Source organism: Erythrobacter sp. JB2-19 (assembly GCF_057365005.1).
The window spans coordinates 254,047-276,093 of record NZ_CP200290.1 but is presented as its reverse complement, the minus strand read 5'-3'; the positions used below and the strand labels follow the sequence as shown (position 1 = coordinate 276,093).

The 22,047-nt window shown below is 57.5% G+C and carries 24 protein-coding genes; 10 read left to right on the top strand and 14 right to left on the bottom strand.

Annotated elements, in window-relative coordinates; genetic code table 11:
* The first annotated feature begins 171 nt into the window (after positions 1–171).
* Positions 172–687 (top strand): 50S ribosomal protein L10, encoded by a 516-nt coding sequence (rplJ, locus tag AC0V6O_RS01375; RefSeq protein ID WP_472640459.1) that lies wholly within the window; start codon positions 172–174, stop codon positions 685–687.
* Between the two features lie 82 nt (positions 688–769).
* Positions 770–1,144: a 50S ribosomal protein L7/L12 gene (rplL, locus tag AC0V6O_RS01370; protein ID WP_472640458.1), complete on the top strand. Its 375-nt coding sequence runs from the start codon at positions 770–772 to the stop codon at positions 1,142–1,144.
* 211 nt (positions 1,145–1,355) lie between these two features.
* On the opposite strand, the gene AC0V6O_RS01365 is transcribed toward rplL, so the two are convergent.
* The gene (locus AC0V6O_RS01365; protein ID WP_486141176.1) at positions 1,356–2,252 is read right to left on the bottom strand and encodes a DUF6683 family protein; all 897 of its coding nucleotides are present in this window, start codon (positions 2,250–2,252) and stop codon (positions 1,356–1,358) included.
* Positions 2,253–2,322: 70 nt separating this feature from the next.
* The gene (locus tag AC0V6O_RS01360) at positions 2,323–2,943 is read right to left on the bottom strand and encodes a hypothetical protein (protein WP_472640456.1); all 621 of its coding nucleotides are present in this window, start codon (positions 2,941–2,943) and stop codon (positions 2,323–2,325) included.
* Between the two features lie 230 nt (positions 2,944–3,173).
* On the opposite strand from AC0V6O_RS01360, the gene AC0V6O_RS01355 reads away from it, so the two are divergent.
* From AC0V6O_RS01355 to AC0V6O_RS01340, 4 genes are all read left to right on the top strand, one after another.
* A complete protein-coding gene (locus AC0V6O_RS01355; RefSeq protein WP_486141175.1) occupies positions 3,174–4,856 on the top strand; it encodes a pentapeptide repeat-containing protein in 1,683 nt (560 codons plus the stop codon).
* A gap of 122 nt (positions 4,857–4,978) precedes the next feature.
* A complete protein-coding gene (locus tag AC0V6O_RS01350; protein ID WP_486141174.1) occupies positions 4,979–5,944 on the top strand; it encodes a Tle-like phospholipase domain-containing protein in 966 nt (321 codons plus the stop codon).
* A gap of 171 nt (positions 5,945–6,115) precedes the next feature.
* Positions 6,116–6,907, top strand: coding sequence for an ankyrin repeat domain-containing protein (locus tag AC0V6O_RS01345; RefSeq protein ID WP_486141173.1), 792 nt, complete (start codon positions 6,116–6,118; stop codon positions 6,905–6,907).
* Positions 6,908–6,919: 12 nt separating this feature from the next.
* Positions 6,920–7,384, top strand: a complete 465-nt coding sequence (locus AC0V6O_RS01340) for a hypothetical protein (RefSeq protein ID WP_486141172.1) — start codon at positions 6,920–6,922, stop codon at positions 7,382–7,384.
* On the opposite strand, the gene AC0V6O_RS01335 is transcribed toward AC0V6O_RS01340, so the two are convergent.
* From AC0V6O_RS01335 to AC0V6O_RS01280, 12 genes are all read right to left on the bottom strand, one after another.
* The gene (locus tag AC0V6O_RS01335) at positions 7,345–8,028 is read right to left on the bottom strand and encodes a hypothetical protein (RefSeq protein WP_486141171.1); all 684 of its coding nucleotides are present in this window, start codon (positions 8,026–8,028) and stop codon (positions 7,345–7,347) included. The genes AC0V6O_RS01340 and AC0V6O_RS01335 overlap by 40 nt on opposite strands.
* Complete coding sequence (locus tag AC0V6O_RS01330) at positions 8,025–8,459, bottom strand: hypothetical protein (protein WP_486141170.1); 435 nt, start codon at positions 8,457–8,459, stop codon at positions 8,025–8,027. The genes AC0V6O_RS01335 and AC0V6O_RS01330 overlap by 4 nt, the downstream gene beginning before the upstream one ends.
* Positions 8,456–9,772 carry a FliI/YscN family ATPase gene (locus tag AC0V6O_RS01325; protein ID WP_486141169.1) on the bottom strand — a complete coding sequence of 439 codons (1,317 nt, stop codon included), beginning with the start codon at positions 9,770–9,772 and terminating at the stop codon, positions 8,456–8,458. Before AC0V6O_RS01325 ends, AC0V6O_RS01330 begins: the two co-directional genes overlap by 4 nt.
* Positions 9,765–10,361, bottom strand: a complete 597-nt coding sequence (locus tag AC0V6O_RS01320) for a FliH/SctL family protein (RefSeq protein ID WP_486141168.1) — start codon at positions 10,359–10,361, stop codon at positions 9,765–9,767. The genes AC0V6O_RS01325 and AC0V6O_RS01320 overlap by 8 nt, the downstream gene beginning before the upstream one ends.
* A complete protein-coding gene (locus tag AC0V6O_RS01315) occupies positions 10,358–10,807 on the bottom strand; it encodes a hypothetical protein (protein ID WP_486141167.1) in 450 nt (149 codons plus the stop codon). Before AC0V6O_RS01315 ends, AC0V6O_RS01320 begins: the two co-directional genes overlap by 4 nt.
* The gene (sctJ, locus tag AC0V6O_RS01310; protein WP_486141166.1) at positions 10,797–11,537 is read right to left on the bottom strand and encodes a type III secretion system inner membrane ring lipoprotein SctJ; all 741 of its coding nucleotides are present in this window, start codon (positions 11,535–11,537) and stop codon (positions 10,797–10,799) included. The genes AC0V6O_RS01315 and sctJ overlap by 11 nt, the downstream gene beginning before the upstream one ends.
* Positions 11,538–11,601: 64 nt before the next feature.
* On the bottom strand, positions 11,602–12,021 hold the full coding sequence (locus tag AC0V6O_RS01305; RefSeq protein WP_472640443.1) for a hypothetical protein: 420 nt from the start codon (positions 12,019–12,021) through the stop codon (positions 11,602–11,604).
* A 3-nt stretch (positions 12,022–12,024) separates the two neighbouring features.
* Positions 12,025–12,276, bottom strand: coding sequence for a hypothetical protein (locus AC0V6O_RS01300; protein ID WP_486141165.1), 252 nt, complete (start codon positions 12,274–12,276; stop codon positions 12,025–12,027).
* Positions 12,277–12,363: 87 nt separating this feature from the next.
* A complete protein-coding gene (locus AC0V6O_RS01295; RefSeq protein WP_486141164.1) occupies positions 12,364–13,536 on the bottom strand; it encodes a SctD/MshK family protein in 1,173 nt (390 codons plus the stop codon).
* The gene (locus AC0V6O_RS01290; protein WP_486141163.1) at positions 13,533–15,281 is read right to left on the bottom strand and encodes a secretin N-terminal domain-containing protein; all 1,749 of its coding nucleotides are present in this window, start codon (positions 15,279–15,281) and stop codon (positions 13,533–13,535) included. Before AC0V6O_RS01290 ends, AC0V6O_RS01295 begins: the two co-directional genes overlap by 4 nt.
* A 59-nt stretch (positions 15,282–15,340) precedes the next feature.
* On the bottom strand, positions 15,341–17,320 hold the full coding sequence (locus tag AC0V6O_RS01285; RefSeq protein WP_486141162.1) for an FHIPEP family type III secretion protein: 1,980 nt from the start codon (positions 17,318–17,320) through the stop codon (positions 15,341–15,343).
* Entirely contained in the window at positions 17,320–18,249 is a 930-nt protein-coding gene (locus AC0V6O_RS01280; protein ID WP_486141161.1) for a lytic transglycosylase domain-containing protein, read from the bottom strand. Before AC0V6O_RS01280 ends, AC0V6O_RS01285 begins: the two co-directional genes overlap by 1 nt.
* 527 nt (positions 18,250–18,776) lie before the next feature.
* Here AC0V6O_RS01280 and AC0V6O_RS01275 point away from each other — a divergent pair.
* From AC0V6O_RS01275 to sctR, 4 genes are all read left to right on the top strand, one after another.
* Positions 18,777–19,964: an EscU/YscU/HrcU family type III secretion system export apparatus switch protein gene (locus tag AC0V6O_RS01275; protein ID WP_472640435.1), complete on the top strand. Its 1,188-nt coding sequence runs from the start codon at positions 18,777–18,779 to the stop codon at positions 19,962–19,964.
* Positions 19,961–20,356: a flagellar biosynthetic protein FliO gene (gene fliO / locus AC0V6O_RS01270; protein WP_486141160.1), complete on the top strand. Its 396-nt coding sequence runs from the start codon at positions 19,961–19,963 to the stop codon at positions 20,354–20,356. Before AC0V6O_RS01275 ends, fliO begins: the two co-directional genes overlap by 4 nt.
* A 110-nt stretch (positions 20,357–20,466) precedes the next feature.
* Positions 20,467–21,336: a FliM/FliN family flagellar motor switch protein gene (locus AC0V6O_RS01265; RefSeq protein WP_486141159.1), complete on the top strand. Its 870-nt coding sequence runs from the start codon at positions 20,467–20,469 to the stop codon at positions 21,334–21,336.
* Entirely contained in the window at positions 21,333–22,034 is a 702-nt protein-coding gene (gene sctR / locus AC0V6O_RS01260) for a type III secretion system export apparatus subunit SctR (protein WP_472640432.1), read from the top strand. The genes AC0V6O_RS01265 and sctR overlap by 4 nt, the downstream gene beginning before the upstream one ends.
* Positions 22,035–22,047 lie beyond the last annotated feature (13 nt).

The following is a 22,047-nucleotide window of genomic DNA, read 5'->3' as shown; positions in this document are numbered from 1 at the left end:
CTAGACGGGGAAAAGAGATTTCAGGCCTCCCTATTCGGCGGCCCCTTTGATGCTTCACCGGCATCCTCCTTCCCCATCAATGGACATTCGGTCTTGTCGGTTAGCGGCAAGGCCAATTGTGAGCCGGTCGTCTGGCATATGCTGGGCGATCATTAGTGAAGGAGCAAAAGCATGGATCGTTCGCAAAAAGCCGATGCGGTTGCCCAGCTCAACGACATCTTGAAAGACGTTGGCGTGGTGGTTGTCACCCGCAACCTCGGCCTGACGGTGGACCAGTCCACTGAACTGCGCGGCAAGATGCGTGAAGCCGGTGCTTCCTATAAGGTTGCGAAGAACCGTCTTGCTAAGCTCGCCCTGAAAGACACCGATTATACCGGGATCGAAGAGTTTCTCTCCGGCCCAACTGCGCTGGCTTGGTCGGAAGACCCAGTCTCCGCAGCCAAAACAGCAGTCGAATTCGCAAAGTCGAACGACAAGCTGGAAATCGTCGGTGGATCGATGGGCACGCAGGTGCTCGACGAAGCTGGAGTCAAGGCACTCGCCTCGATGCCAAGCCTCGACGAGCTGCGCGGCAAACTTGTGGGTCTCGTCAACGCACCAGCAACCAAGGTTGCTCAGGTCGTCAACGCGCCCGCCAACAAGCTTGCTCGTGTATTTGGTGCCTACGGCGCCAGCGAAGCTGCTTAAGAGACGCTCTTATTAGAGACGAAACATACTGGGGGCCTTGGGATGAACCCATCCGCCCTGCCAAATTTTTGGAGTGAACATCATGGCTGATATTGCCAAGCTTGTTGAAGAACTTTCGAAGCTGACCGTCCTTGAGGCAGCTGAACTCGCAACTGCACTTGAAGAAGCATGGGGCGTAAGCGCCGCTGCTGCTGTTGCTGTTGCTGGCCCTGCGGCTGGCGGCGACGCACCGGCTGCTGAAGAGAAAGACGAATTCGACGTCATTCTCACCGGCGACGGCGGCAAGAAAATCCAGGTTATCAAAGAAGTCCGCGCCATCACCGGCCTAGGCCTCACCGAAGCCAAGGGTCTTGTTGAAGGCGCACCGAAGCCGCTTAAAGAAGGCGTTGCTAAGGCTGAAGCTGAAGAAATCAAAGGCAAGATCGAAGCTGCTGGCGGTACCGTAGAACTTAAGTAACGGGCTCGCTCAAGTAATCTTGACCAGAGTTTTGTGGGTGTCTTGAAGCGCCCGCAGATAGGAGGGCGGTACCGCAAGGTGCCGCCCTTTTTGTTTATCGGTAAGGTTTCCGCCCTGCGTCAACACGTCGGGATAGTGCGGCCCAATAGAAACGGCGACGCCAAATCAATGACGCCGCCGCTCAATCTCGTTTGGATTTCGGCAGAGCGCCTTAGCCTTTACGCAGGATCGCCCCGCCAGCGAGCAACACCAGGCCGAGACCAGCACCTGCGGCCAAGGCAATTCCCATCGAGGAATCGCTGTCATTGTCCTGCTCCAACGAACCGTCCTTAGCCAAAGCATGGGCGGCCTCGCCCTCAACCGCTTCGCTCGCGTCGGCACCTGTCCGAGGGACAAATCCATTCGCTGTGAGCGTCATCAACGATAGGTCGAGACCATGCTCTTTGGCGGCCCGACGTGCGGCCCCTGCCAACTTCTCAAGTGTGGCTGGCTGGTTCTTAGCTTCCTCAATAGCACCGTCCATCACAGCCGTATGAAGTAAAAGCGCCTCGGCATACTCTTGCCGCTGTGCATCGGTTGTTCCTGATAACTCAGATGTCGATGCCATGGCTGAGCGGACTTGCTCACGAACGGCTTGAATCGTACCGCGATCAGGCGTGTCGTTGCGCTTTTGAGCAGCGAGCCAGGTCGAAATCCACCAGACAGAATAGACATCGGCGACATCATGTGGATCAAGGCCATAGCTGCCAATGCCTTGACCAATCAGTTCGATGATACGCGGCTGGCCATCAATCAGCGTCTGCAAATCGGCAGCCGCACCTTTGTCTTTGGTGCGATTGACGAAACTCTGCAGATTTGTCCGCGTACGCGACTTGTCTGGCGCAAAGCGGAAGTCAAAATTGGTGCCAACGCCATCAATAGCAGACCTGCTAGGCGCAGTTAGTTGGGCGCGTCGCTCTTCTGACCTTTGAACATGGCTTTGCGCGGCCAGACCTACAGCCACACTACCATCGATTATGGGCGGCATATAGAAGTCTTGGGCTGCGGCCGAGCTGTTTGCTGCGATCCCTAACCCCAGAGCACAGACTAGCGAAACAATATGCTTCATTCTTTGTCTCCACGAAAAAACGCCCCGGGAGTATCAATACCACCAGGGCGCTGTTCATTGCGAGTCCTAATTACTGTTTGTTAGCACTTCGGCTCATCGCTTCACCGATGGTTTTGATCGCAGTGTTTGTGCTGTTGAAGAGCATGGAGAAGCGCTGAGATTCGGCACTAAACTTAGCGGTAGCGCTAGGCTTGTCATCATCTAGCTTGCTCGCCATGCTCTCGAGTTTAGATGCCTTCGCATCAAGTTTACGACCCAGAGTTTCAGCGATTGCCATGAGCCAGCTGCCGCCCCGGCTTGCACGTGCCTCGCGTTGCTCTTGCGATTCTGAATTTGCCGCAAGCAAACTGTTGAGACCATTGTCCATGTCGTCTCTTGCCGCACGTTCCAGCGATGCGATATCCCGGAAACCTAAACCAAACTGCTGCGCAAGACCTTGAATGGCTTCCTGCATGTTTTGCCTTGCTAGACCCGGCATTCCAGCGCTTGATGCAAATGCTGACTGCGCCATATCAATCATTGGCTGCGGCAAACCAATTTTCTGCCCCAGCTGCTGGATCAAGTTCATCCCAATTTGCGCGCCGATGGTGCGCATGGCCAGGCCAGCCCATCCCGCTGGGCCCATTGCAAGCTGTGCCAAATTTATTGGGTTGATGACCGAACGTACGATGCTTCCAAGACCAAATGCCATTTTGAAACTCCCTCAGATCGAAAACTATTGCCAAGGCGGGTGTCTGCCTTGAGACCTTTCTGATCCAATTCACCGAGTCGCAGTATCGGCAGAATGCATAGATCGCCTCTGCAAAACGCATAGGCGGCACCAATCACCCCGATTCTCGAACATCTGACGCAGCTACGTAACAGCTGGTCGCCATCTGCTTGTCATTCACCGCCAGATATCGGCCAATCGCGATTGACTAGTTGAATGATAATTCAGGCAAAATCGTCAAATCAGGGGCAAATATGGGCAAGCTGCTAAGCGTTATCACCGGACTGACCTGTGCAATCGGTCTCTCAAACGCGTTTGGCATGAGCGTAGCGTCGGCCCAGACCTCCGAAACAGAGGTAGAGGAAAGCATTCTGGGGGATGACTTCGCGCGCGACACCGGCGCGATTATCGTCACCGGGAAGCGGCTCGGCGACAATTTATTTGAACAGGTGGATGTGCCGGAAGATTCCTGTCTGGCCAATGCTCCGCCAATTGGCACCAACGAGCCAGGCTTTGCGATTGACGCAACCGGAATGAAGCGCGTCCGGGATCTAACCAAGATCCGCAAGAAAACGCGCGCGGGCACGATCTATATCAAGGGCGGCTCGTTCGTTGGCGCCGAAATGAAGAAGGCGCGGCTCTATAATATGTGCTTCTTCGGCACAGATTTCAGCCAGACCGATTGGACAGGCTTTTCCGGATCGGGCCTTGGCTTTGTTAATGTCGATCTGTCCGGCGCGATGATGGCAGGGGCGAAGCTGCCCTATGTCTTGATGCGCGATGCCAAGCTGGCTCAGGTCGACGCACGGCAGGCCGATTGGCAAAACGGCCGTCTTGATGGCGGCTGGAGCGGTTCGATGCGCAACCTTGATCTGTCAGGCGCCAACCTCACCAACTTCCGTATTGCTTGCGGCAGCGGTGCGGCCGATGGCTGCCCGACCGAACGCGAAGGCATATCACTCAAGAACGCCAATCTGCGCCGCGCCAGTTTCTACGGCTTCTTTTGGCCGGATATTGATCTTGGCGGTGCGCAAATCGATCAGACTGAGTTAGCGCTGGATCACCTTCCAAGCTTGAAGGGTGCTCGTCTGGTTGGCCCGGTTGTCCTTCGCTCACCCCGCCGCGCGATAATGCTGTTTCCCGGAGAGGTGGACCAACTGGTCAAGGACTCAAGTGAAGAGACCAGCGACACGGACCCATGCGGCAATGCTCGGCTGGTTCCCGCCTTGCAATTGGCATGCGATGTTCCGGGCAGCAGCACGCGCGCATTGCTAAGCTCAGTAATGGAGCTGGAGCGCCAAAGCACCGCCAAGAAAGGGTACGCATCTCGCCGGGCAGCTTGGGCGGCGAGCCGTGACGGCTGCACAAATCTGGAAACCGAAGACCAAAAGATTAGCTGCGTTATCGCCGCCTATGAAGCGCGGCAAACGGATCTGCGCTCTGGCACTGGTGCACCGTCCTGGATATCAGGCTCAGGCTATAGATTGTTCGTATCCAGCGAGGCGGCCTATCCAACCGCAGAAGGTCAACCAGGCCTATATGGCCGGATCTTGCCGATCCTGCTCGATTCCGCCGTGGCAGCTGTAATTGTGAAAACCGATGGATCAGGCTGGGCCAGCGCCAAAGGAGTGGCGGTTGGCGGATGCTATTTCGAGGTGGACGGACTGGCTTATGACGACGCTGATGGCACCCTAAACTTCGCCCGCAAACCGCGCCGCCGAAGAGCTGCGCCGATTATGCAGGAACCGCTGCTCAGTTTCGCAGGGCAAAGCACTCAGGTGCGCGAAGAAGGCGCTGCAAGGATCGAAGGTTGTTCAGCGAGCGGCGACTTCCCGCGTCTCGAGGCGCTCGATTTGAATGACAATCTACTCGAGTCGATGTGGGAACGGTTCTAGGCCGGAGCCTTCGTACGCCGTCCTCGGCGCCGTCTATACGAAACGTATAGAGACGCTCACCGCCATATTTGGCATTAGCTGTCAGATATGCAGGAGCGCCAAACGGCGAGACGGAGCGGGCAATGGAAACCAATCGCATAAATGATTTTGCTGCCGACAGACGCAGTGAGATCGGTGTTGGCGTCCAAACCTCTCCGCTAGCGGCAGCCAGTGATGCGCGAATTGAGGCGGCTCGCAATACAATAACGACCGGCGGGCCAAGCAATGCGGTGCAATTCAATCGCACGCAGTCCGCGCCGGATCAAATTGCCGTGGGTCAGGCCGGGCCGGCTGACGTGTTCGCGGCAGGCGCTCCGCCGCCGCCAACCACCCGCGAACTCGCCGCGATGGCGACCGACGTCTACACGCCTGGCACCGCATCACCCCCTGGTTGGGATCTCGCCTCAGGTGCGCAGGTCATTGAGATTGGGCTAAGCGAGTCCATGCTTTCTTCGCCCACAACCGATTTTCAAGCCGAGGTCTACACCCGAGAAATCGCCGGACAAACAAGCTATGTGGTCGCCTTCAGAGGCACACAAAGCGCCGCTGATTGGCGCGGCAATTTTGGCCAAGGGCTGGGACTGCGAACTGATTATTACAACCGCGCCTTGGAAATCGGCGAGCGGCTGACCGTGCCAGAGGGCGCAAGAGTGACCCTGACCGGTCATTCGCTTGGCGGCGGATTGGCCTCGGCTGCAGCGACCGCTGCGGAACTTGATGCGACAACATTCAACGCCGCTGGCCTCTCAGAACCGACCCTTACCGAGGCTCGGAACATAGCGGCAAAAGACGGGCGGTTGGACGTCCCTGATATTAGCGCTTTCTATGTGCGAGGCGAGATCCTATCGACTTTGCAAGATGGCGGTGACCGCATGATCGGCGCAATCCTGGGCGGCGTGCTTGGCGCTAGCGTTGTCGACATGCCAGAAGCGATCGGCACGCGCATTGAGCTTGATCCCGTCCGTCCTGAGGGCATGAAGTGGTATCAAGACCACGCGGTGAACCGTCATTTCATGAGCTATGTGAATGCCAGTCTGCCAGGAGGTTGACTTGGCGCGCGACCTTAGCTTGCCTATAGGCTGGTATCTACGATGCGCTATGCGCTAGCCTTATCACCTGCTATTCTGGCACTCGCTGGTCTTTCTGGGAGCTGCTCTGCATTGAGCGAAACCTCATCCTGTTACACGCGGTCGCAGCCTAAGCTTCCTGATCGTCAAAAAGTGCGCGCCCACCTCAGTAATGGTGAAGAAGGTAGACAGCTGTTTGACGCGGTGATGGACGGCGATATTAGCCGTGTAGAAGAGATGGTGCGCGCCAACCCTCGGCTGCTATCCACCCACCGCGTTCTGCGCGAAAATGAACGCGCAGCCAGCGGCAACAGCGGCGGCTTGCTCAGCTTCGCGATTGGCAATTGCGATCCCCGCATGCTGGGCGCTTTGCTAGAGCTTGGCGCCGATCCCGATGGCATAACAGCCGGCCTAGCGCTCACTTACGCGTTGCTCGCTGACGATCCGCTAATGGCGACAATGCTGCTGCAAGCGGGCGCTTCGCCCGATGCCCAGACACCAGGCCGGTCAACGCCGCTGAAGGAAATCCTCTATTTTGAGAGGCCCGATGCGGTTGACCTGCTGCTGCGCGCAGGGGCGGATGTGAACCGCCCCGATGAACTGGGCGCTAGCCCGCTTGAGCTAGCATTGATGTTTCAGGACTTTCGATCAGCGGAAGTTCTGCTCAAGGCGGGCGCAAACCCATGGCAAGTGGGCAATAAAGGCGCTCTGCCAGCGGCGATGCTGACCAAACCGGCTGAGCAAAGCAGTGATGAGCCGCAACGACTAAAGCTGCTCGAAATGGTGCAAGCTCGCAGCCCGATTTGGCCGCCTCCTGCCCCAGCTGAGGTCATCAAGGGATTCCTTCACAGTGATTGGCCCAATGCAGCGATGAAAGACGCTGGTTTTGTTGCAACCGAGCAGGCGATGGCATCTATGCGCCTGGCCGACCGAGCGCAAAAATAGGGAGGGCCGGAGATGGTAAACTCAATCCGCCCGACCGGAGTAAGCGCAGTGTCAGCCATTTCTGCTGGCTCTGGCAAAACCGGAGGTCGCACTGGCGGCGCTCTAAGAAAGTTAGCAAAGCAAATTGCAGGCCGCGTGGTTCGCGAATTTCGAATGTCCGAAGATGAACGTGACTATCAAGATGAGGCTCCGCTGCGCGATGGCGAAGATCTCTACGAGATCCGCGCGGTTGCCCGCGAACTCGCCAGTGACCTGCAAGCCAGACCAACCGACGAAGGCCGATTGGCACGCAGCCTCGGAGCATTCGCGCAAGAAAGCGCTTGCTTGCTCGCGGCCCGGCCAGAAGCCGCCTCGCTAGACACTATTGCGCGCGTGATTGCTGCGCACGAACAGCCTTCTGATGGCGAAACGATTGAGCGCGCGTTCAATCAGATTGATCAGACAGCTCTGGGTATATCAGAGAGTCGTCCCGGCTGAGCGTTGTCGGCACTCTTGCTGGCCCGCTCAAACTGCAAAGAAGCAATGTTCAGGCGGCGCCGGCCCAAGCCATGCAGCAAAGCCAATTGCGCATATCCTGCCCGCAATGCATTCAATTTCGGATCGAGGCCTGCAATTCGAATGGCGATCCCACCATCCGCTTGCCTTTGCAAATGCGCACCTTGTGCCAAGGAACCGGGTGGAAACTCAATTTCTGCCGACGGCTGAGATACGCTTGGCCAGCTTTCCGCGATCTGCGCGGCCATCCGGTCAAACATGGCCTTGTCAGCAGGTGAAAGCGCGGACTGGGCCGCTATCGCTTGCGGGTCTTTGCCAGCCATAATGCGGGTCATGTCAGCGCGCGACAATTCCCCTTCGCTTTGATGGCCGCTCTCGCCTGACAGACTGTCGAAGTCACCTGATCGTGATCGTGCGGAAGAGTTCTGCCCTGCCCTATCTGCGCTTTGCTCGGAAGAACGGCCAGCGTCATCGCCCACTCTTTCTACTTTCGCCGAGAATCGCTCGCTCAGCGTTCTGACCTCCGCTTGCCGGCGCGGCGGCTCATTGCTCTTGGATGCCTCCGGCACCTGGCGCGGAGCGCGCGCGACACTGGGATCATTTGCTGCACGGGGAGCCTGGGTCATTGGCGGCATTCCTCCGCTGCTTCGTCGGCAATGATCTCACGCCGCAGAGCTTCTGCCTTGCGCTCTGCCATAGCTTTTTCAGTGATCAGATCAGCCCGTTCTGCCGCCCGTTCATGCTCAGTCCGGGCAACAAGCAAATGCTCACGTGCCTCGCTCAACGCATCATAGGCATCGGCGCGCTGCATGCTGGCGTTTTCACATTTTTCGTCAGATACGCGGCGCCATAGCAATGCCTGAGGGTCGGCGGGATTAGAGCGCAGCATAAACTCCGCTTCTTCGCGCTGTTCGCGCTCCAATCTATAGACATCATGCGCCTGCTGTGCGGCGGCTGCGCTCTTTAGCTCAGCAGCCTTGGCCTCGCGCCGAACCCGCTGCGCGCGCCGCTCTCTCAACTGCGCAATCCGGTTTGCTTGCTGCAATTGCTGGTTCATAGGATCGCCTCTCCAATCGCTCGCAGCCGGGCGAGCGTGGTCGCTTGATCGCTGGCATCTTCAGAGAGTTGGCACAAAAACGCCTCGATCGCATCGCGCTGTTCTAGCGCCGCATCAGCGAGTGGGTCCTGCCCGGATTGATACTCGCCCATTTGCAGCAGCAATTCGATCTCGGATAGTTTGGCAAGCATCGCCCTCACCGCTTCTGCGGAGGCAATTTGGCCTGGCCCAGACAGCTTGCGGAACAACCGAGACTGGCTCGTGGCGATATCGATAGCGGGGAAATGGCCGCGCGCAGCCAACTTGCGCGACAGGTGAATATGACCATCAAGCAAAGAGCGGACCTCTTCGCCAACCGGGTCTTCCTCCTCGCCCTCAGTCAGGACGGTGTAGAGCGCGGTGATCGCACCCTCGCCGTCCGTCCCAGCACGCTCAAACAGTCGCGGAAGCTCGGCAAACACCGAAGGCGGCAGGCCGCGCCTAACGGCAGGTTCGCCGACAGCCAAGCCGATCTCTCGCAGTGCGCGAGCATAGCGGGTCACGCTATCCATTAGCAGCAAAACATGTTTGCCCTGCGCTCTAAAACCTTCCGCAATCGCGGTTGCCGCGCGCGCAGCCCGGACACGCTCCATTGCCGGGCAATCTGATGTGGCGACCACGACGACGGAACGCGCCAAACCCTCATCACCCAGCGTATCAGCAATAAATTCGCGCACTTCGCGGCCGCGCTCTCCGATTAGGCCGATTACAATCGCATCGGCCTTTGCTCGGCGAGCCAACATTGCGAGCAGCGTCGACTTCCCACCACCAGCAGCCGCGAAAATTCCCATGCGCTGACCGATGCCGAGCGTGAGCAAGCCATCGACAGCGCGAACCCCGCTTTCCAGCGGCATATCAATGGGAGGGCGTTCCATAGGCGCGGGCGGAAGCGCAACCAGCGGTCGGTCAGGCGTCGGAGCGATTGGCCCTGCGCCATCGATGGGCGCACCTTGCGCATCCAGGACGCGGCCCAGCAGACTGTCATTGGCCGGCACACGGTCGGCCATTTCGCGCAAAATCACTTCGGCATCAGCGTATAATCCACGCAATTCGCCAAGCGGTGTCAGCAGCATCATGTCGCCATCAAATCCGACAATTTCTGCGCGCAGCGCCTCTTCACCTTCGGTTGTCGCGATCTCCATCACATCACCGATCCGGCCGCGAGCCCCTCGCACCCTAAGTGTTGTACCCACCGCACCAACCAGCCGACCGCGCTGCTCATACAGCGGCGAACGTAGGCTATCGAGCAGAGAGGAGACACCAGAGTTAGCCATTGAGGTCAGCCGCACCCACGTCCCAGCGCGTTCGCAGAGCCGCCATTTGCATCTCAAGGTCAGCAATAATCCGCCCGCCGCCAGCCTCAATTCGGCAACCCATATCTTGCAGTTGTGGGTCACCCTCGACCAATCGCGCGCTGCTTTTCGGCAATTGGCTGCGAACCGCATCGACCCATTGCTCAGCAACTACGATCCGCGAAGCATTGGCGCCCGAGCGACTAAGGGTTTGCTCGACCAATCCCGTAACTACCGATGCGTCTTCGCGTGATCCAATCAAATGCTCAACCGCTTCCATCGCCGCGATAGCCGCAGCGCGCTCACGCCGAGCATCTTCGCGGGCCATATCTTCATGCAATTGCACCGTGCATTTGGCGAGCGCATCGCGCATTTCTGCCAGCGCCTCTTCGCGGCCCGCAGCATAGCCCTCCGCCCGCACCGCGGCTGCGTCGGTCCGAGCTTGATCAGCTATCGCCTTTGCCTCGGCGAGCAGCGCTGCGCTCTCACGAAAATCACTCACATTGTCTTTTGCAATCCGAGAAGAGGACGGCCGGACTAAGACATCGCCGCACATAACGAATTCGCTCATTCAGCCGGCTCCATCTCAGGTGTTTGCGCCTGCGCCAAGACTTCTGCTGCAAGCTCAGCCAATGGTGCGAACTCGCGGTGCCGCTGGACCCTTTCGACCAGCGCCTCACCTTGTTCCACCAGCTCGACAGGCGTTGGCAGATCGTCGGTGAGAAATTCTGCTCTAAGCTGATCTGTATCGGCATCGCAGATCGCATCGAACCGATCTTCTCCGACGAACGCAGCCAAGGCCGCAAGCCGGGCACCATTGAGCTCCGCATCAATCGCCGGGCGTGCATGCAGCAAGCCAATGGTCACGACCAGCTCACTATGGCGTTCCTGCTCCGCGACGCTCCAGTCGGGTGGATCGACCAGATCGCTAAATGTGGGCAGGCTCTCTCCGCGCAGCCGGGCGGCAAATCGCTGCGCGCGCGCTGGCAATCCTTCACTTAGCCCCTCAACCGCCATGGCTCATCCCAATTGACTGTTCGACCGGAGCTCTGGATTTTGATCGACGGCGGCGACCGCGCCACAATTGCAATGCGCAAAGCCCGAGCAGGCCGACGCCCAAAACAGCAGCCAGCGTGGCCAGAATTTCGCTGAGCTGGTAAGTTGGCGCATTCGACCTCACGGCAGGCAATGGTTTCGCCTCAGTCATTGCGACGCTGACCTTTTCGTACTCCAGCCCTTCAATGCTGTTGGTAACCAGAGCCTTGATCGCGGCGGTCTGCGCTCTGAGATCAAAGCCTTCGCGATACTTCACAAAAACCGATGCCGAGGGAGGATTAGCAACGCCGGTCAGCACATCCGTCTCGGGCAAAGCAAGGTGCACACGGGCCTCAACCACCCCGTCAAATTCGCTGATCGTATGAGATAACTCTTGGCTCAGACCATAAACCAACCGAGCGCGTTCAGCCAAAGAGGACGAGGTGAAGCCCTCCTTTTTGAACACCGTGCCCAGCGATTCATATTGATCACGCGGCAGGCCATTTTGCCGCAGAACCTCTACCGAGCGCGCAAAGTCCCCTTGGGCGACGGTGACGGTGAAGACGCCCTTTTCACCCGGGCTCTTACCGCTCTCGATGCCTGCTCGTTCCAACACGGCGACCATCTCATTGGCTTCCCGTTCAGCCACATCGCGGTACAATTCCTGCCCGCTGCAAGCCGCCACGACGACCATCACAACCAGCGCAGCCAAGCCACGTAGACCTCGCTGCAGACCTGAGCCAATTGATCCAACCTGTCCGCTGCCCATAGTCACCTTACCCCTGTTGCCGGAACAATTGTTGCAGCCCGTCTGCGCTGCGATTGGCAATGTTCGAGGTCAGCTGACACTGGAACATAAACTCCTGACACTTCATCGTCAGCTGCACGATCTCGCCCGGTGTCAGCTCGCCATTGCTGGCCTGTGCTGATTGCGCGAAATCCGTCACTGAGCGCGCTTGCACATCGATCCCGTCAAGCGCGCGCAGCATGTTGCCAAGCGGAGCGGGAAGATCGGCTCGATTGACCCCGCTCGCGCTGGAGGCCTTGTCGATCGCTTGCGCAAAGCGTGCGGCTTCTGTGCCTTGCGCCCCTTGGGCAGAAGCCGACGGGCCAAGTGAAATGGTGCGGTCTGCCCCTCCGCTGGACTGCTGCACCCCGCCGGGAAGCATGGCCGCCGTGAGTAGCTCGATACTCATGGATCAGTTCTTCCGAGCCATCGTCTCAAGCGCTTTCGAAACGCTGTCGAGCGAAGTGTGGCTGCTCTGAGCCATAAAGCTCATGCGCATAGATTCCGCCGTTAGCTTGGTGATTTCAGACGGGCTGTCGGCCCCTTCTTCACCGCTAATCACATTGGCTTGCTGCTCAATCTTTGATGCCTGATTGTCGAGCGCAGAACCCCAGGCCCCAGCAAAGGCTTCAAACCAACTGCGATTACGGCTGCTGGTAAACATTGATGGGCTGGAGCTTAAATTTGCCAATACCCTTCCACTAATATCTGTCATGTCACTTCCTTTCGTACTCAGCTCAATTTTCTCGTTTCACATCACTAGAGTGTCGCGCATCCCTTCACGCTCTACGGTCACCTGACCGTCGCCAATCTCAACGATTTTGTGGCCGGTTGGCAGGTTCGCACCAACGAACCAGCGCGTCCCGTCTTCGGTCACCAAATAGCCGGGGTCACCCGCCACAAAGCTCGCCGCGCCATATCCCGGTGCGTTGAAGAAATAGGCGAGATCACTGCCTCCGCGATTGGGGTCTGATCGAAACTCAACCGAGCGGACATGAGGCAGGTCTTTCTGAACCAGAGCAGTCAGTTCGCCTTGCTTGTCCTTGGGCAGAAACGGCCCTTCGATTATCAAACCACTTGCACCTGCTGGCAAAGCGCGTGCGTCAATTTTCTGCGCGGACAGCAGGTCGGTTGCGGTTTCCGCTGCTTGCGAAAGCGTCTCAACCCCAACGAACAAAGAAGGATGCTCTGCCGTCGCCCATTCGCGCAATTGAAGCAGAGCACCCTCATTATGCACTAGGCCGGTTACCGCGAGCGCGCCTGTGTCCGCGGCGCGTCCAACCTCTAGGCCCCGAAACCCTTGATCAACCAGAGCAAGCTCAATGGCCGTGGGATCATCGGCATCGGAGCTAAGCGCGGTGTTCCCAAAGAACGCACCGCCCGCAATGACTAGCAGCGCTGCACCGATCAGACCCAGCTTTCCGGCGGTCCACTCGATCCCGGCAATCTTTGTGCGAGCGGGCTGAGAGCGCAGCGCCAATCGCTCGCCCATATCTGTCGCAGGCAGAGCGTCAGCTTCCTGCAAAGCGACGACCATGGTCTCACTGGCCGCTTCGCTCGCGTCCGACCAACGCTCTTCATCATTGCCACCGATCGCAAATTGCAGATCGCCAATCTGAACCGGAAGATAGGGTTCCAGCACCAGCTTTTCGCCCGCCCCCATATCACGGCCCAGCACCACTGCCTCACCAGCGATGATTTCAAGCATTGGGCGTTTTCCGCAGGTTGCGAGCCTTAGCGCGCAGCCTTTGGTCGAGCGGTCACGCAGGACGATATCGTTTTCAAAACTGTGACCAATCGCCAGCGAACGACCAGGCGGCAGACGGTGTTCTGCGCCTTGCGAGCGCCCGTTCAGCACCCGTAGCGTGAGCGTTATGCTCTCACCGGCCTCATGCACCTCGGCAACTGACGAATGCGCGTTCATCGGCGCTGTCTCGGAGTGATCGGCTCTTCGCCGCGCAATTGCTCCATGGACAAAGGCTCAACCTCATTCGCGGACAGTTGAGAGGTGCCGAGATTGCTGATCCTGGGCGTCAACAGGAAGAGGCGTTCATAGTGATCCTCGCCTTTGCGGCGCTTACGAAACAGCTGACCAAGTCCGGGGATGTCGCCCAAAACCGGGGTTTTGCGCTTCCGATCATACGTCGTTGTCCGGGTCATACCGCCCAGCATCACACTCTCACCCTGGCGCACGATCATATGCGTTGCCAAATTGGCACCCCCGGTCACGGGCACTCCGTCGATGACCATGCCGTTGAGCTGGGTATCGTCGATCTCAACCTGCATACGGATCCGCATTTCACCGCCATCTTCGATGGCAGATGGTCGCACCCTCATTGTCAGACCATAATCGACCGTAACCGCGTCAACCTCGCGCTCACCCTCCAGCTTGATCACTTGCTGGGTGCTGTCTCCAAAGGACGCTACCTCATTGTTCAATGAAGAGAGTGACTGCCGGGTCACAACCCGAACGGCACCGCGTTCCTCCAATGCCTTCACCCGAGCAATGAACAGCTTTCCATCACCACTCAGATAGCCACCAGTGATCCCGCCCGGGCCGAAGTTTGGACCGCCGCCAAACAGCAATCCAAGGCTCTCAATCCCGAAACCGAAATCAAGGCCAAGCTCTTTAAGTTTCGTAACATTGAGCTCTAGGATCGTAACCTGCGTCTCAACGATCAGCGGCTCAATATCGAGGTTCGCGATCAGCTGTTCATAGACGCCCATGGTTTCCGGGCGATCTCGCACGATCACAGCGTTGACTGTTGAATCGGCGGAAATGCGCGGTCCATTCAAGTCACGTTCGAATTCTCGCTGGTCAACATCGTCCCGACGACTGAAATCGCGATCTCGATCATCAAATGGCCGGTCGCGTAGGCTACGAAGCCCGGTGGTCGTGTATTCATTGGTGGAGTTCGAAGTGACATTGCCAACTTGCCGGCCATCACCCATCTGCTCCTGAAGGACAGTCGCAACCCCTGGAATAATCGTCAGCAAGTCAGAATTGCGCACCGGTCGATCGGCTGCACTGCGATATTTCAGATAGAAAATGCGCACTTCAAACGGACTGCGAAGACCCGCATGCCGGATCACTTCCGAACGAACGCTGGCACGGGCAAGCGGCGCACGGAGCAAAGGCGAGGCGACAAGAGGCCGTGTCTTTGCAACTGGAACAACAGGCGCGGGAGCGGACAGGGCCTGAGTTTGCAATTGGCCAGCCATATGCTCAACCTTGTCGAGAAAGGATGGCACTCCTGTTGCCAGAACCATCCCGTTCCTAGTCTGGACCGTGTTGACCTTATCCGTCAGGCCCATCGACTCGACCTGATCTCGAACCTTCTCGCCAGCAAATGTAGGGATGGATCGGCTCGAAATCTCATCATTGCTGTAAACCCGGGCAACCGAACCATCCCAGTAAACAACAAGTCCATAAGCACGCGAGATTGTGCCCCAAATCGTCAGCGGATCGTCTTTGAAGACCCCTTGAACCTTGCCTTTCACCCCCGTGCTGACCTTTGCGCGAAGGCCCGCTTCGCTAAACAGATCTGCAACAAAGTCGCGCACATCCTGACCACGCGCGCTGATCGATATCGGGCTCTCTTCAAATGGCACCTCCCCAGCGGTTGCACCCACTGGGGAGAGCAAGGCTGCTAAGCTGAGGCCGGCCATTATCGGCCTGCGTATAACGCCCTTCAAAATAGGGAAAATCGAACGGGTGTTTAGGGGGTTCACTCCGCAGCCTCCGCATAAATTTCGTCCGGCTCGGCTGCGTGGGCAACCAAATCCGGAGCGATGTCGAGTTGCCGCACCACATCAAGTGGGACAGCAGGGTTTAATTCGTTGAAACTCAAAACTGGAACATCAAACAGATCGGCCGCACACACGAGGCGCAATGGCCGGCGCAAATCTTGCGCAGTCAGGATGGCACGGGCGCCCCCAGCCTCTACTTCCTGCCCAATCAATTTCACGAGATCACGCATGCGTAGGGGATCAACAGCCAAGCGCGGCTGGCCATCAATGCTTGTCAATGTAGCTCGGATCGCATCTTCTGCACGCGGACCGATCATCATCACTTTCAGACGGCCATCCTCACATAACGGCGCAACAATGTTCCGCCTCAAAGCGATGCGGACTCGCGCTGCAATCATATGCGCCTCACGCTCGGTTTGGCCGGCCTCGCTGATCGCAGCGATGCAATCGCGCATATTGCGCAATGACACCTGCTCATCAGCCAGGATACGCAGCACCTCGAGGATGGTCTGGATCGGCACGGCGCGAACCGCCTCTTTCACCACCTCTGGATGGGTCTCGCCCAAAACATCAAGCTGATCGGTAACCTCTTGCAGGCCGAGGAACAGGGTCAGATTGCGGCGGAGCAGCTCGCGCATAAATGCAGGCAGACGTTCCTGAATTTGCTCGGGCTTTTCGCACGCTGCACCAAGCGGAGCGTCATAGGCCAGCAGCTCCCAACTTCCTTCGGATGCATGATCCGCCATCCGCTGCACTCGTAGCGCCGGAAGGGCGACGCCGGACACCATTTGTAGATCATCTTTGGCCGCATCCAGCTCACTCGTCAAAAGCGCCATTTTGCTAGCGCTCATTGCACCCCATTGGAGCGACAGAACCAGCGGCTCGACCTGCGGAGCGGGGCGCGCCTTCAGGATGATTTCCTCCGCGATGGGCGCATCGTCGTCTTGCCCGCGCGCTGCGAATTCACGCATTTTCCGCCCGAGTACTGGATCGCGCCAAGCGCCCACCAACATCAGCGTAAGTCCTAGAGCGCAAAACACCCCCCAAGGAAAACCCGGTATCAGTCCGAGCGCCAGAGCGATCGCACCTGCAGCAATGAGTGTACCAGGGCGTGCACCGATTTCAGAGAAGATCGCAGGTGCGAGGTCAGGTTTCGTGCTTGGATCATTACTGCGCGTAACCAGCAATCCGGCAGCAAGCGCGCATAAAAACGCCGGGATTTGCGCAACAAGCCCATCGCCAACCGTCAGAATGGAAAACGTTGCAGCAGCCTCACCCAGCGACAGGCCATGGTACAGTGAGCCAACCGCGATGCCGCCGATAAGATTGATAACCACGATCACGATTGTGGCAATTGCATCGCCTTTTACGAATTTCATGGCGCCATCGAGGCTACCGTAGAGTCGGCTTTCCTGCTCCAATTCGCTACGCTTCTTGCGCGCCTCATCTTTGGTCAGCATCCCAGACCGCAGGTCACTATCAATCGAAAGCTGCTTGCCCGGCATCGCATCGAGGCTGAAGCGTGCGCACACCTCCGCGACCCGCTCCGAGCCTTTCGAGATCACGATAAACTGCACGACTGTGATGATCAGGAAGACGACGAGCCCGACAATGATATTCCCGCCAGCTGCCGTTTCGCCAAATTCAGTGATGATTTGACCGCCATCCATTTCGGTCAAGATCATCCGTGTGGTCGCCACACTAATCGCAAGCCGCGCAACGGTCGTGAACAACAGGATCGAGGGGAAAGTAGAGAATTCGAGCGGGTGGCGAACGCCAATAACAGCTATTACAAGTAGAGCGGCGGCAGTGAGATTGAAGGCAATGAACACATCCAGCATCGCTGGAGGCATTGGCAAAATGAACATTGCGAAGATTGCTACCAGCCCACCGATCACGACCAGCTGGGCCGTTGGAACCGCCGATGCGGCATTTTTGAGCTTCGCGCTGAGCGCCATCAGAAGTTCACCGCAATCCCGTTCTCGTCAGCAAGTGAGACGTAATTCGCCTTCACCTTGGCAACATAATCTTGAGTTTCACGATAGGGCGGGATCTTCATGCCATGCTTACGAACAGCGCCTTCACCTGCGTTGTATGCGGCGAGCACTAGCTCCAAATTTCCATCGAACGTTTGCCACAATCGACTAAGCAATTTCGCACCGGCATTGATGTTGGTGGTAGGATCAAAAAGATGCTGCGGATCTCTCACTCCCAGATCGCGGCCCGTACCCGGCATGACCTGCATCAGGCCTCTGGCGCCCGCATGGCTGACCGCTCGGTCCCGATATCTGGATTCTTGCTTGATAACAGCGTGAAGCAACAAAGGATCAACCCGGTGCGCCCTGGCCGCCTCCCCGATGATCGCATCGAAACGCGTTCCGTAGCTTTGCGGACTGAGTGCCAGAACTGCTTCGCTGTCCTGATCATTGGTCAACCCCAGCCCGTTCAAACCTTCAGCTTCGATGGGACGACGCGCGCTTTCAGGAGGGATAATTGCGACAATTGATCCATCGCCGAGTTTGAAGGTCTCAGCTTCCACACTTGGTTCTTTGCTCACCTTTAGGTCCGTTTTGGTCGCGAGAATAAACCTTGGATCACCATCATAACCGCCATCAGGCCGTAACGGCTCGGCTTCTTCTGAGATCGTCGTGCTGCGAACAACTCCGCGGGGCCGATTTGCCTTGAACGCTGGCGACTCGATTACTGAGGTCTCCGGACAATGTCCGAGCAAACCCTCAAAATGTCGAAGCGAATCAACGCTTGCCACTCGAATGGGCGCATCCACCTCGCACTCACCAGGATTCTCGATCGGTTCCGGATCACGCTCTTTCGCGGCGACCGCAGCCCCGTTCAACAGAGAAAAACTGATGCCAATTACAGTAGGCATCGAACCAAATAACTTCGCATGGCGAAGAACTCGCCCATATTTGTTATGTAATTTACTTGACATGCGACCTCCTGTTCAGAACTTAGTTCCAAACCAATCAAGTAACCTAGCTATTCGCCAACGGGTCGGGAATCCTGCCTTTGACCCCACCAATCCAGCAACCATGATGGTAAAGGATATTTGATAAGTTTGAAGTGCCAACGTAAACCATGGGAAAACTTGCTCAATTGCCCAGAATTGCGTGCATTGTGCGACGAATCGAGTGCATTTGCCATTTTCGGTTCACCGTAAAATTGGAGCAATTCGTCTGTGACACATTTATGAAGTGATTACTGCAACCGAGTCGAGTCGCCACAAGTTTCACTGGTAACGACTTCAAAGTCCGTTGACTTTACTAACAAGGGTGCAAATAACGTGATTTCCGGGCCTGCCATCCGGAGTCGCGCACGAGGATAAAGTGCCTCACGCGCGCGCAGAATTAGAGCCGGTTTCTGACGGGCGTCTTATGAGGTGAGTGGCAGGCATAAATGGCGGATGAAGATAAAGGCGGCGACAAGACAGAGCTGCCGACTCCCAAGAAGTTGAAAGATGCCCGCGAAAAGGGCGACATTGCCAAGGCACAAGACATTTCGTCCATGCTCGGCACCTTCGGGGCAATTTTATTGCTGCTCGTAGCGGGCGCTTGGATCGCTCGAAGCATCGCCGACTTCGGAGGCCGAGTTGTGAGTCAGGCGGCCAGTGGAGACTTTGACCTAGCCTTCGACGGCCTCGCCGGAGAGGGGGCATTGCTACTGCTTATGCTGAGCGCAGTGGTATTGATCCCCCTGTCCGCGCTGGGCGGATTGTCAGAAATATTCCAGACTCGCGGCCTGTTCGCGCCTAAGCGGCTTGAACCGAAATTCGAGAATATCAATCCAATCAAGGGATTGAAGCGGTTGTTCGGTAAAGACGGACTGGTTCAGCTGGTCAAAACACTGGCAAAAGTGCTCGCGGTGCTCTCCGTCGTCTGGCTGGTCGCCTACGGACATATTGAGAAAATGGGCTCGATGCTGCTGCCTGCGTCAGAGCCAGTCTGGCGAGATGGGCTTGGCGCACAGGCGGGATCGCGCGATGCGGCTCTTACCTTCGGTATCGCACTTGAAATCCTCGCCTGGGTTGGTGGGCTTTTCGTAGGGATCGCATTGATTGACAATGTGTGGACCAAACAGCGCTTTCTCAAGAAAATGATGATGAGCCGCCGCGATATCAAACAGGAGGTCAAGCAGGACGAAGGCGACCCTCATGTAAAGGATCATCGCCGCCAGCTGGGTCAAGAATGGGCGCAATCAGGCGCTGTCTCAGCTACCCAAGATGCATCGGCTTTGTTGGTCAATCCTACTCATCTAGCGATCGCGCTCGACTATGATCCGGACCGTGCACCGGTCCCGGTCGTTCTGGCGCGCGGTGATGGTGAGATCGCGCAGGCCATGCGGGAGGCCGCCATTGATGCTGAAGTGCCAATAGTCCGTCACATTCCCACCGCCCGCAAACTTTGGGCACGCGGCGAAGTTGGTGAGATGGTTCCGGAGGAATTGTTCGATGCCATCGCCGAGGTGATTTTGTGGGCCAAGCGTGCTCGCGCAGGAAAGGCTCCGATGGAATGTGAGCTGGACCATGGCCACACGCCGCCCAGCGACCCAACTGATACAGAACCAATGGAGTTAGAACCGTCATGACCATCGGAACGGTGCTTTCGTCCCTGCTAGCAATTGTCTTGTCTTTGGCATTCGTAATCGCCCTTGCGTGGGGTGGGCTTTACCTGATGCGCCGATTTCAAGACGGGAGCTTTGGGAAGCTTGGCGGCCAGCAAGACACGCGAAATTTGCGCTTTATCCGGGCCCTGCCAATCGGCCCGCGTGAACGTCTGGTGCTAATCGAGATTGAGGGCGAGGAGATGCTGCTGGGAGTAACCGCACATTCTATCTCTAGGCTGCGGGAATGGCCTGCTCCTGACTCTACCGAGACATCCAGAGGCGCTGCGGACTACGACGCCGAGCAGATGCCAAGTGATGCCCCAAAGGGACGGCCACGCTTTCGGCTTCGCATGTCCGATGAGGGGCAGATATGAGCGCTCGTCACCAACAACTCAAGGGCATAGCGGGCAGCTTGCCTAGCTTGAACGGCGATCAATGTGCCTGGGCGCATCACACAGCCCGATTGCTTGCCCATCGCGGTATTGTGACATCAGTTGTGCCCGCTCCGTCTGGTCAGGCGGACTGGTACAAGGCAGATGGTCTTGCATTTCGCCCGCCGCCAGAGACTCGCGCGCCGCTGGGCGCAGCGGCTGACGCATTGGTGAGCGCCTTGGCTTTACACAATTCGTCGCTGGATGAGATTGAGCAGGCAACAGGCCTCGCCGCTGAGTTCAACAATCACGGCGAGCTGGACGCTGAACTTGCCTGCGTTCAGCTTTCGCGCGCCGGTGAGCCGTTGGGCGAGATCGCACCGCTTGCGTCGCCGCCCATACCGTGTCCAGCAGCCACTCCGGTGCCGGTGCAGCTTTCGCTCGCGGCGACCCGGCTCACATTAAACGAAGCCGAAGCTCTGGGTGGAGGCGATCTGCTGCTGCTCTCTGGATCACCTTGGCCAGTCATTGAAAATGCGACGAGTCCATTAAGCTACGGCGTTGCATTCGATCCGCAAACAGGGCGACTGATCACCGCGCTCACAAACTCCCCCAACAATCTCGAGGCAGCTCCGATGAGTGATCCAAAAGACACCAATCAAATGACCGTGCCAGTGGCTCTGCAATTACCCGACGCCGTTCTGTCGCAAGATGATTTGGCCGCCCTTGCTGATGCTGGATCGATTGATCTTGGGCCGATCACAGAGGGCCTGCAGGTTACAATCAGCGTCGGCGGATTGCCCGTTGGTAAAGGAGAAATTGTCCGCGTGGGTGACCGATTTGCGGTGTTGGTCGAGAGCCCGTCACCTGCCGCGAACCAACCCGGTGATCAAAGGACGGACATCGCCACGCCCACTGCTGAAGAAGCCTCTCCCAGCGAACCATTGGGGGATACGGACGAGCTGACGGCAGAGGCAAAATGATGGAACTCGGGACATTCACCCCAGGTTCCGCGCTGATCACTGTATTGTTGATCGCGCTCGCGCCGTTCCTAGCCGTGATGGTCACAAGTTTCACCAAAATCGTGGTTGTTCTGGCCATCGTCCGCAGCGCTCTCGGCCTGCAACAGACCCCGCCCAATATCGTCCTGAATGGACTAGCGCTCATCCTTTCGGTCTATGTCATGTACCCGACACTTCAAGACATGTCGGCTGCGGCTGGAATGGGCAGTGAAACCGAAGCCAGCATGCCGGGTGAAAATCCGGCTGGACCGTCTCAGCTTGGCGACACTCAGGAGATCATATCAACCGCTGACAAAGCGAAAGAGCCGTTGCGCAAGTTCCTGCTCGCAAACACGGACGCAGAAGACCGCGCCTTTTTCTTGGCAACACAGCGGCGGATCAGCGGGCCGGAACGCGCGGCAGAGATTAACGACAGCGATTTTGTTATCATTGTACCAGCATTCGCGGTGCGCGAACTAACAACGGCCTTTCAGATCGGCTTCCTGATTTTCCTGCCCTTCCTGATCATTGACCTGGTGATCTCGAACATCCTGCTCGCGCTCAATATGATGATGCTTAGCCCGGTCACAATCTCACTGCCGTTCAAGATATTGCTATTCGTCGTAATCGATGGATGGGCAAAGCTCAGCCATGGATTGGTGCTCTCCTATGCGATGTAGCAAGGCGAGGCGC

Bases quoted from the DNA above. Each gene is read 5' to 3' on its own strand.
- AC0V6O_RS01350 (WP_486141174.1), top strand. From the start codon at position 4,979: ATGGAAACCAATCGCATAAATGATTTTGCTGCCGACAGACGCAGTGAG.
- AC0V6O_RS01325 (WP_486141169.1), bottom strand. From the start codon at position 9,772: ATGGCTAACTCTGGTGTCTCCTCTCTGCTCGATAGCCTACGTTCGCCG.
- rplJ (WP_472640459.1), top strand. From the start codon at position 172: ATGGATCGTTCGCAAAAAGCCGATGCGGTTGCCCAGCTCAACGACATC.
- AC0V6O_RS01335 (WP_486141171.1), bottom strand. From the start codon at position 8,028: ATGACCCAGGCTCCCCGTGCAGCAAATGATCCCAGTGTCGCGCGCGCT.
- AC0V6O_RS01280 (WP_486141161.1), bottom strand. From the start codon at position 18,249: ATGCCTACTGTAATTGGCATCAGTTTTTCTCTGTTGAACGGGGCTGCG.
- AC0V6O_RS01320 (WP_486141168.1), bottom strand. From the start codon at position 10,361: ATGAGCGAATTCGTTATGTGCGGCGATGTCTTAGTCCGGCCGTCCTCT.
- AC0V6O_RS01315 (WP_486141167.1), bottom strand. From the start codon at position 10,807: ATGGCGGTTGAGGGGCTAAGTGAAGGATTGCCAGCGCGCGCGCAGCGA.
- sctR (WP_472640432.1), top strand. From the start codon at position 21,333: ATGATGGAACTCGGGACATTCACCCCAGGTTCCGCGCTGATCACTGTA.
- AC0V6O_RS01295 (WP_486141164.1), bottom strand. From the start codon at position 13,536: ATGAACGCGCATTCGTCAGTTGCCGAGGTGCATGAGGCCGGTGAGAGC.
- AC0V6O_RS01300 (WP_486141165.1), bottom strand. From the start codon at position 12,276: ATGTTTACCAGCAGCCGTAATCGCAGTTGGTTTGAAGCCTTTGCTGGG.
- AC0V6O_RS01275 (WP_472640435.1), top strand. From the start codon at position 18,777: ATGGCGGATGAAGATAAAGGCGGCGACAAGACAGAGCTGCCGACTCCC.
- AC0V6O_RS01365 (WP_486141176.1), bottom strand. From the start codon at position 2,252: ATGAAGCATATTGTTTCGCTAGTCTGTGCTCTGGGGTTAGGGATCGCA.
- AC0V6O_RS01285 (WP_486141162.1), bottom strand. From the start codon at position 17,320: ATGGCGCTCAGCGCGAAGCTCAAAAATGCCGCATCGGCGGTTCCAACG.
- AC0V6O_RS01290 (WP_486141163.1), bottom strand. From the start codon at position 15,281: ATGGCCGGCCTCAGCTTAGCAGCCTTGCTCTCCCCAGTGGGTGCAACC.
- AC0V6O_RS01330 (WP_486141170.1), bottom strand. From the start codon at position 8,459: ATGAACCAGCAATTGCAGCAAGCAAACCGGATTGCGCAGTTGAGAGAG.
- AC0V6O_RS01305 (WP_472640443.1), bottom strand. From the start codon at position 12,021: ATGAGTATCGAGCTACTCACGGCGGCCATGCTTCCCGGCGGGGTGCAG.
- rplL (WP_472640458.1), top strand. From the start codon at position 770: ATGGCTGATATTGCCAAGCTTGTTGAAGAACTTTCGAAGCTGACCGTC.
- fliO (WP_486141160.1), top strand. From the start codon at position 19,961: ATGACCATCGGAACGGTGCTTTCGTCCCTGCTAGCAATTGTCTTGTCT.
- AC0V6O_RS01340 (WP_486141172.1), top strand. From the start codon at position 6,920: ATGGTAAACTCAATCCGCCCGACCGGAGTAAGCGCAGTGTCAGCCATT.
- AC0V6O_RS01360 (WP_472640456.1), bottom strand. From the start codon at position 2,943: ATGGCATTTGGTCTTGGAAGCATCGTACGTTCGGTCATCAACCCAATA.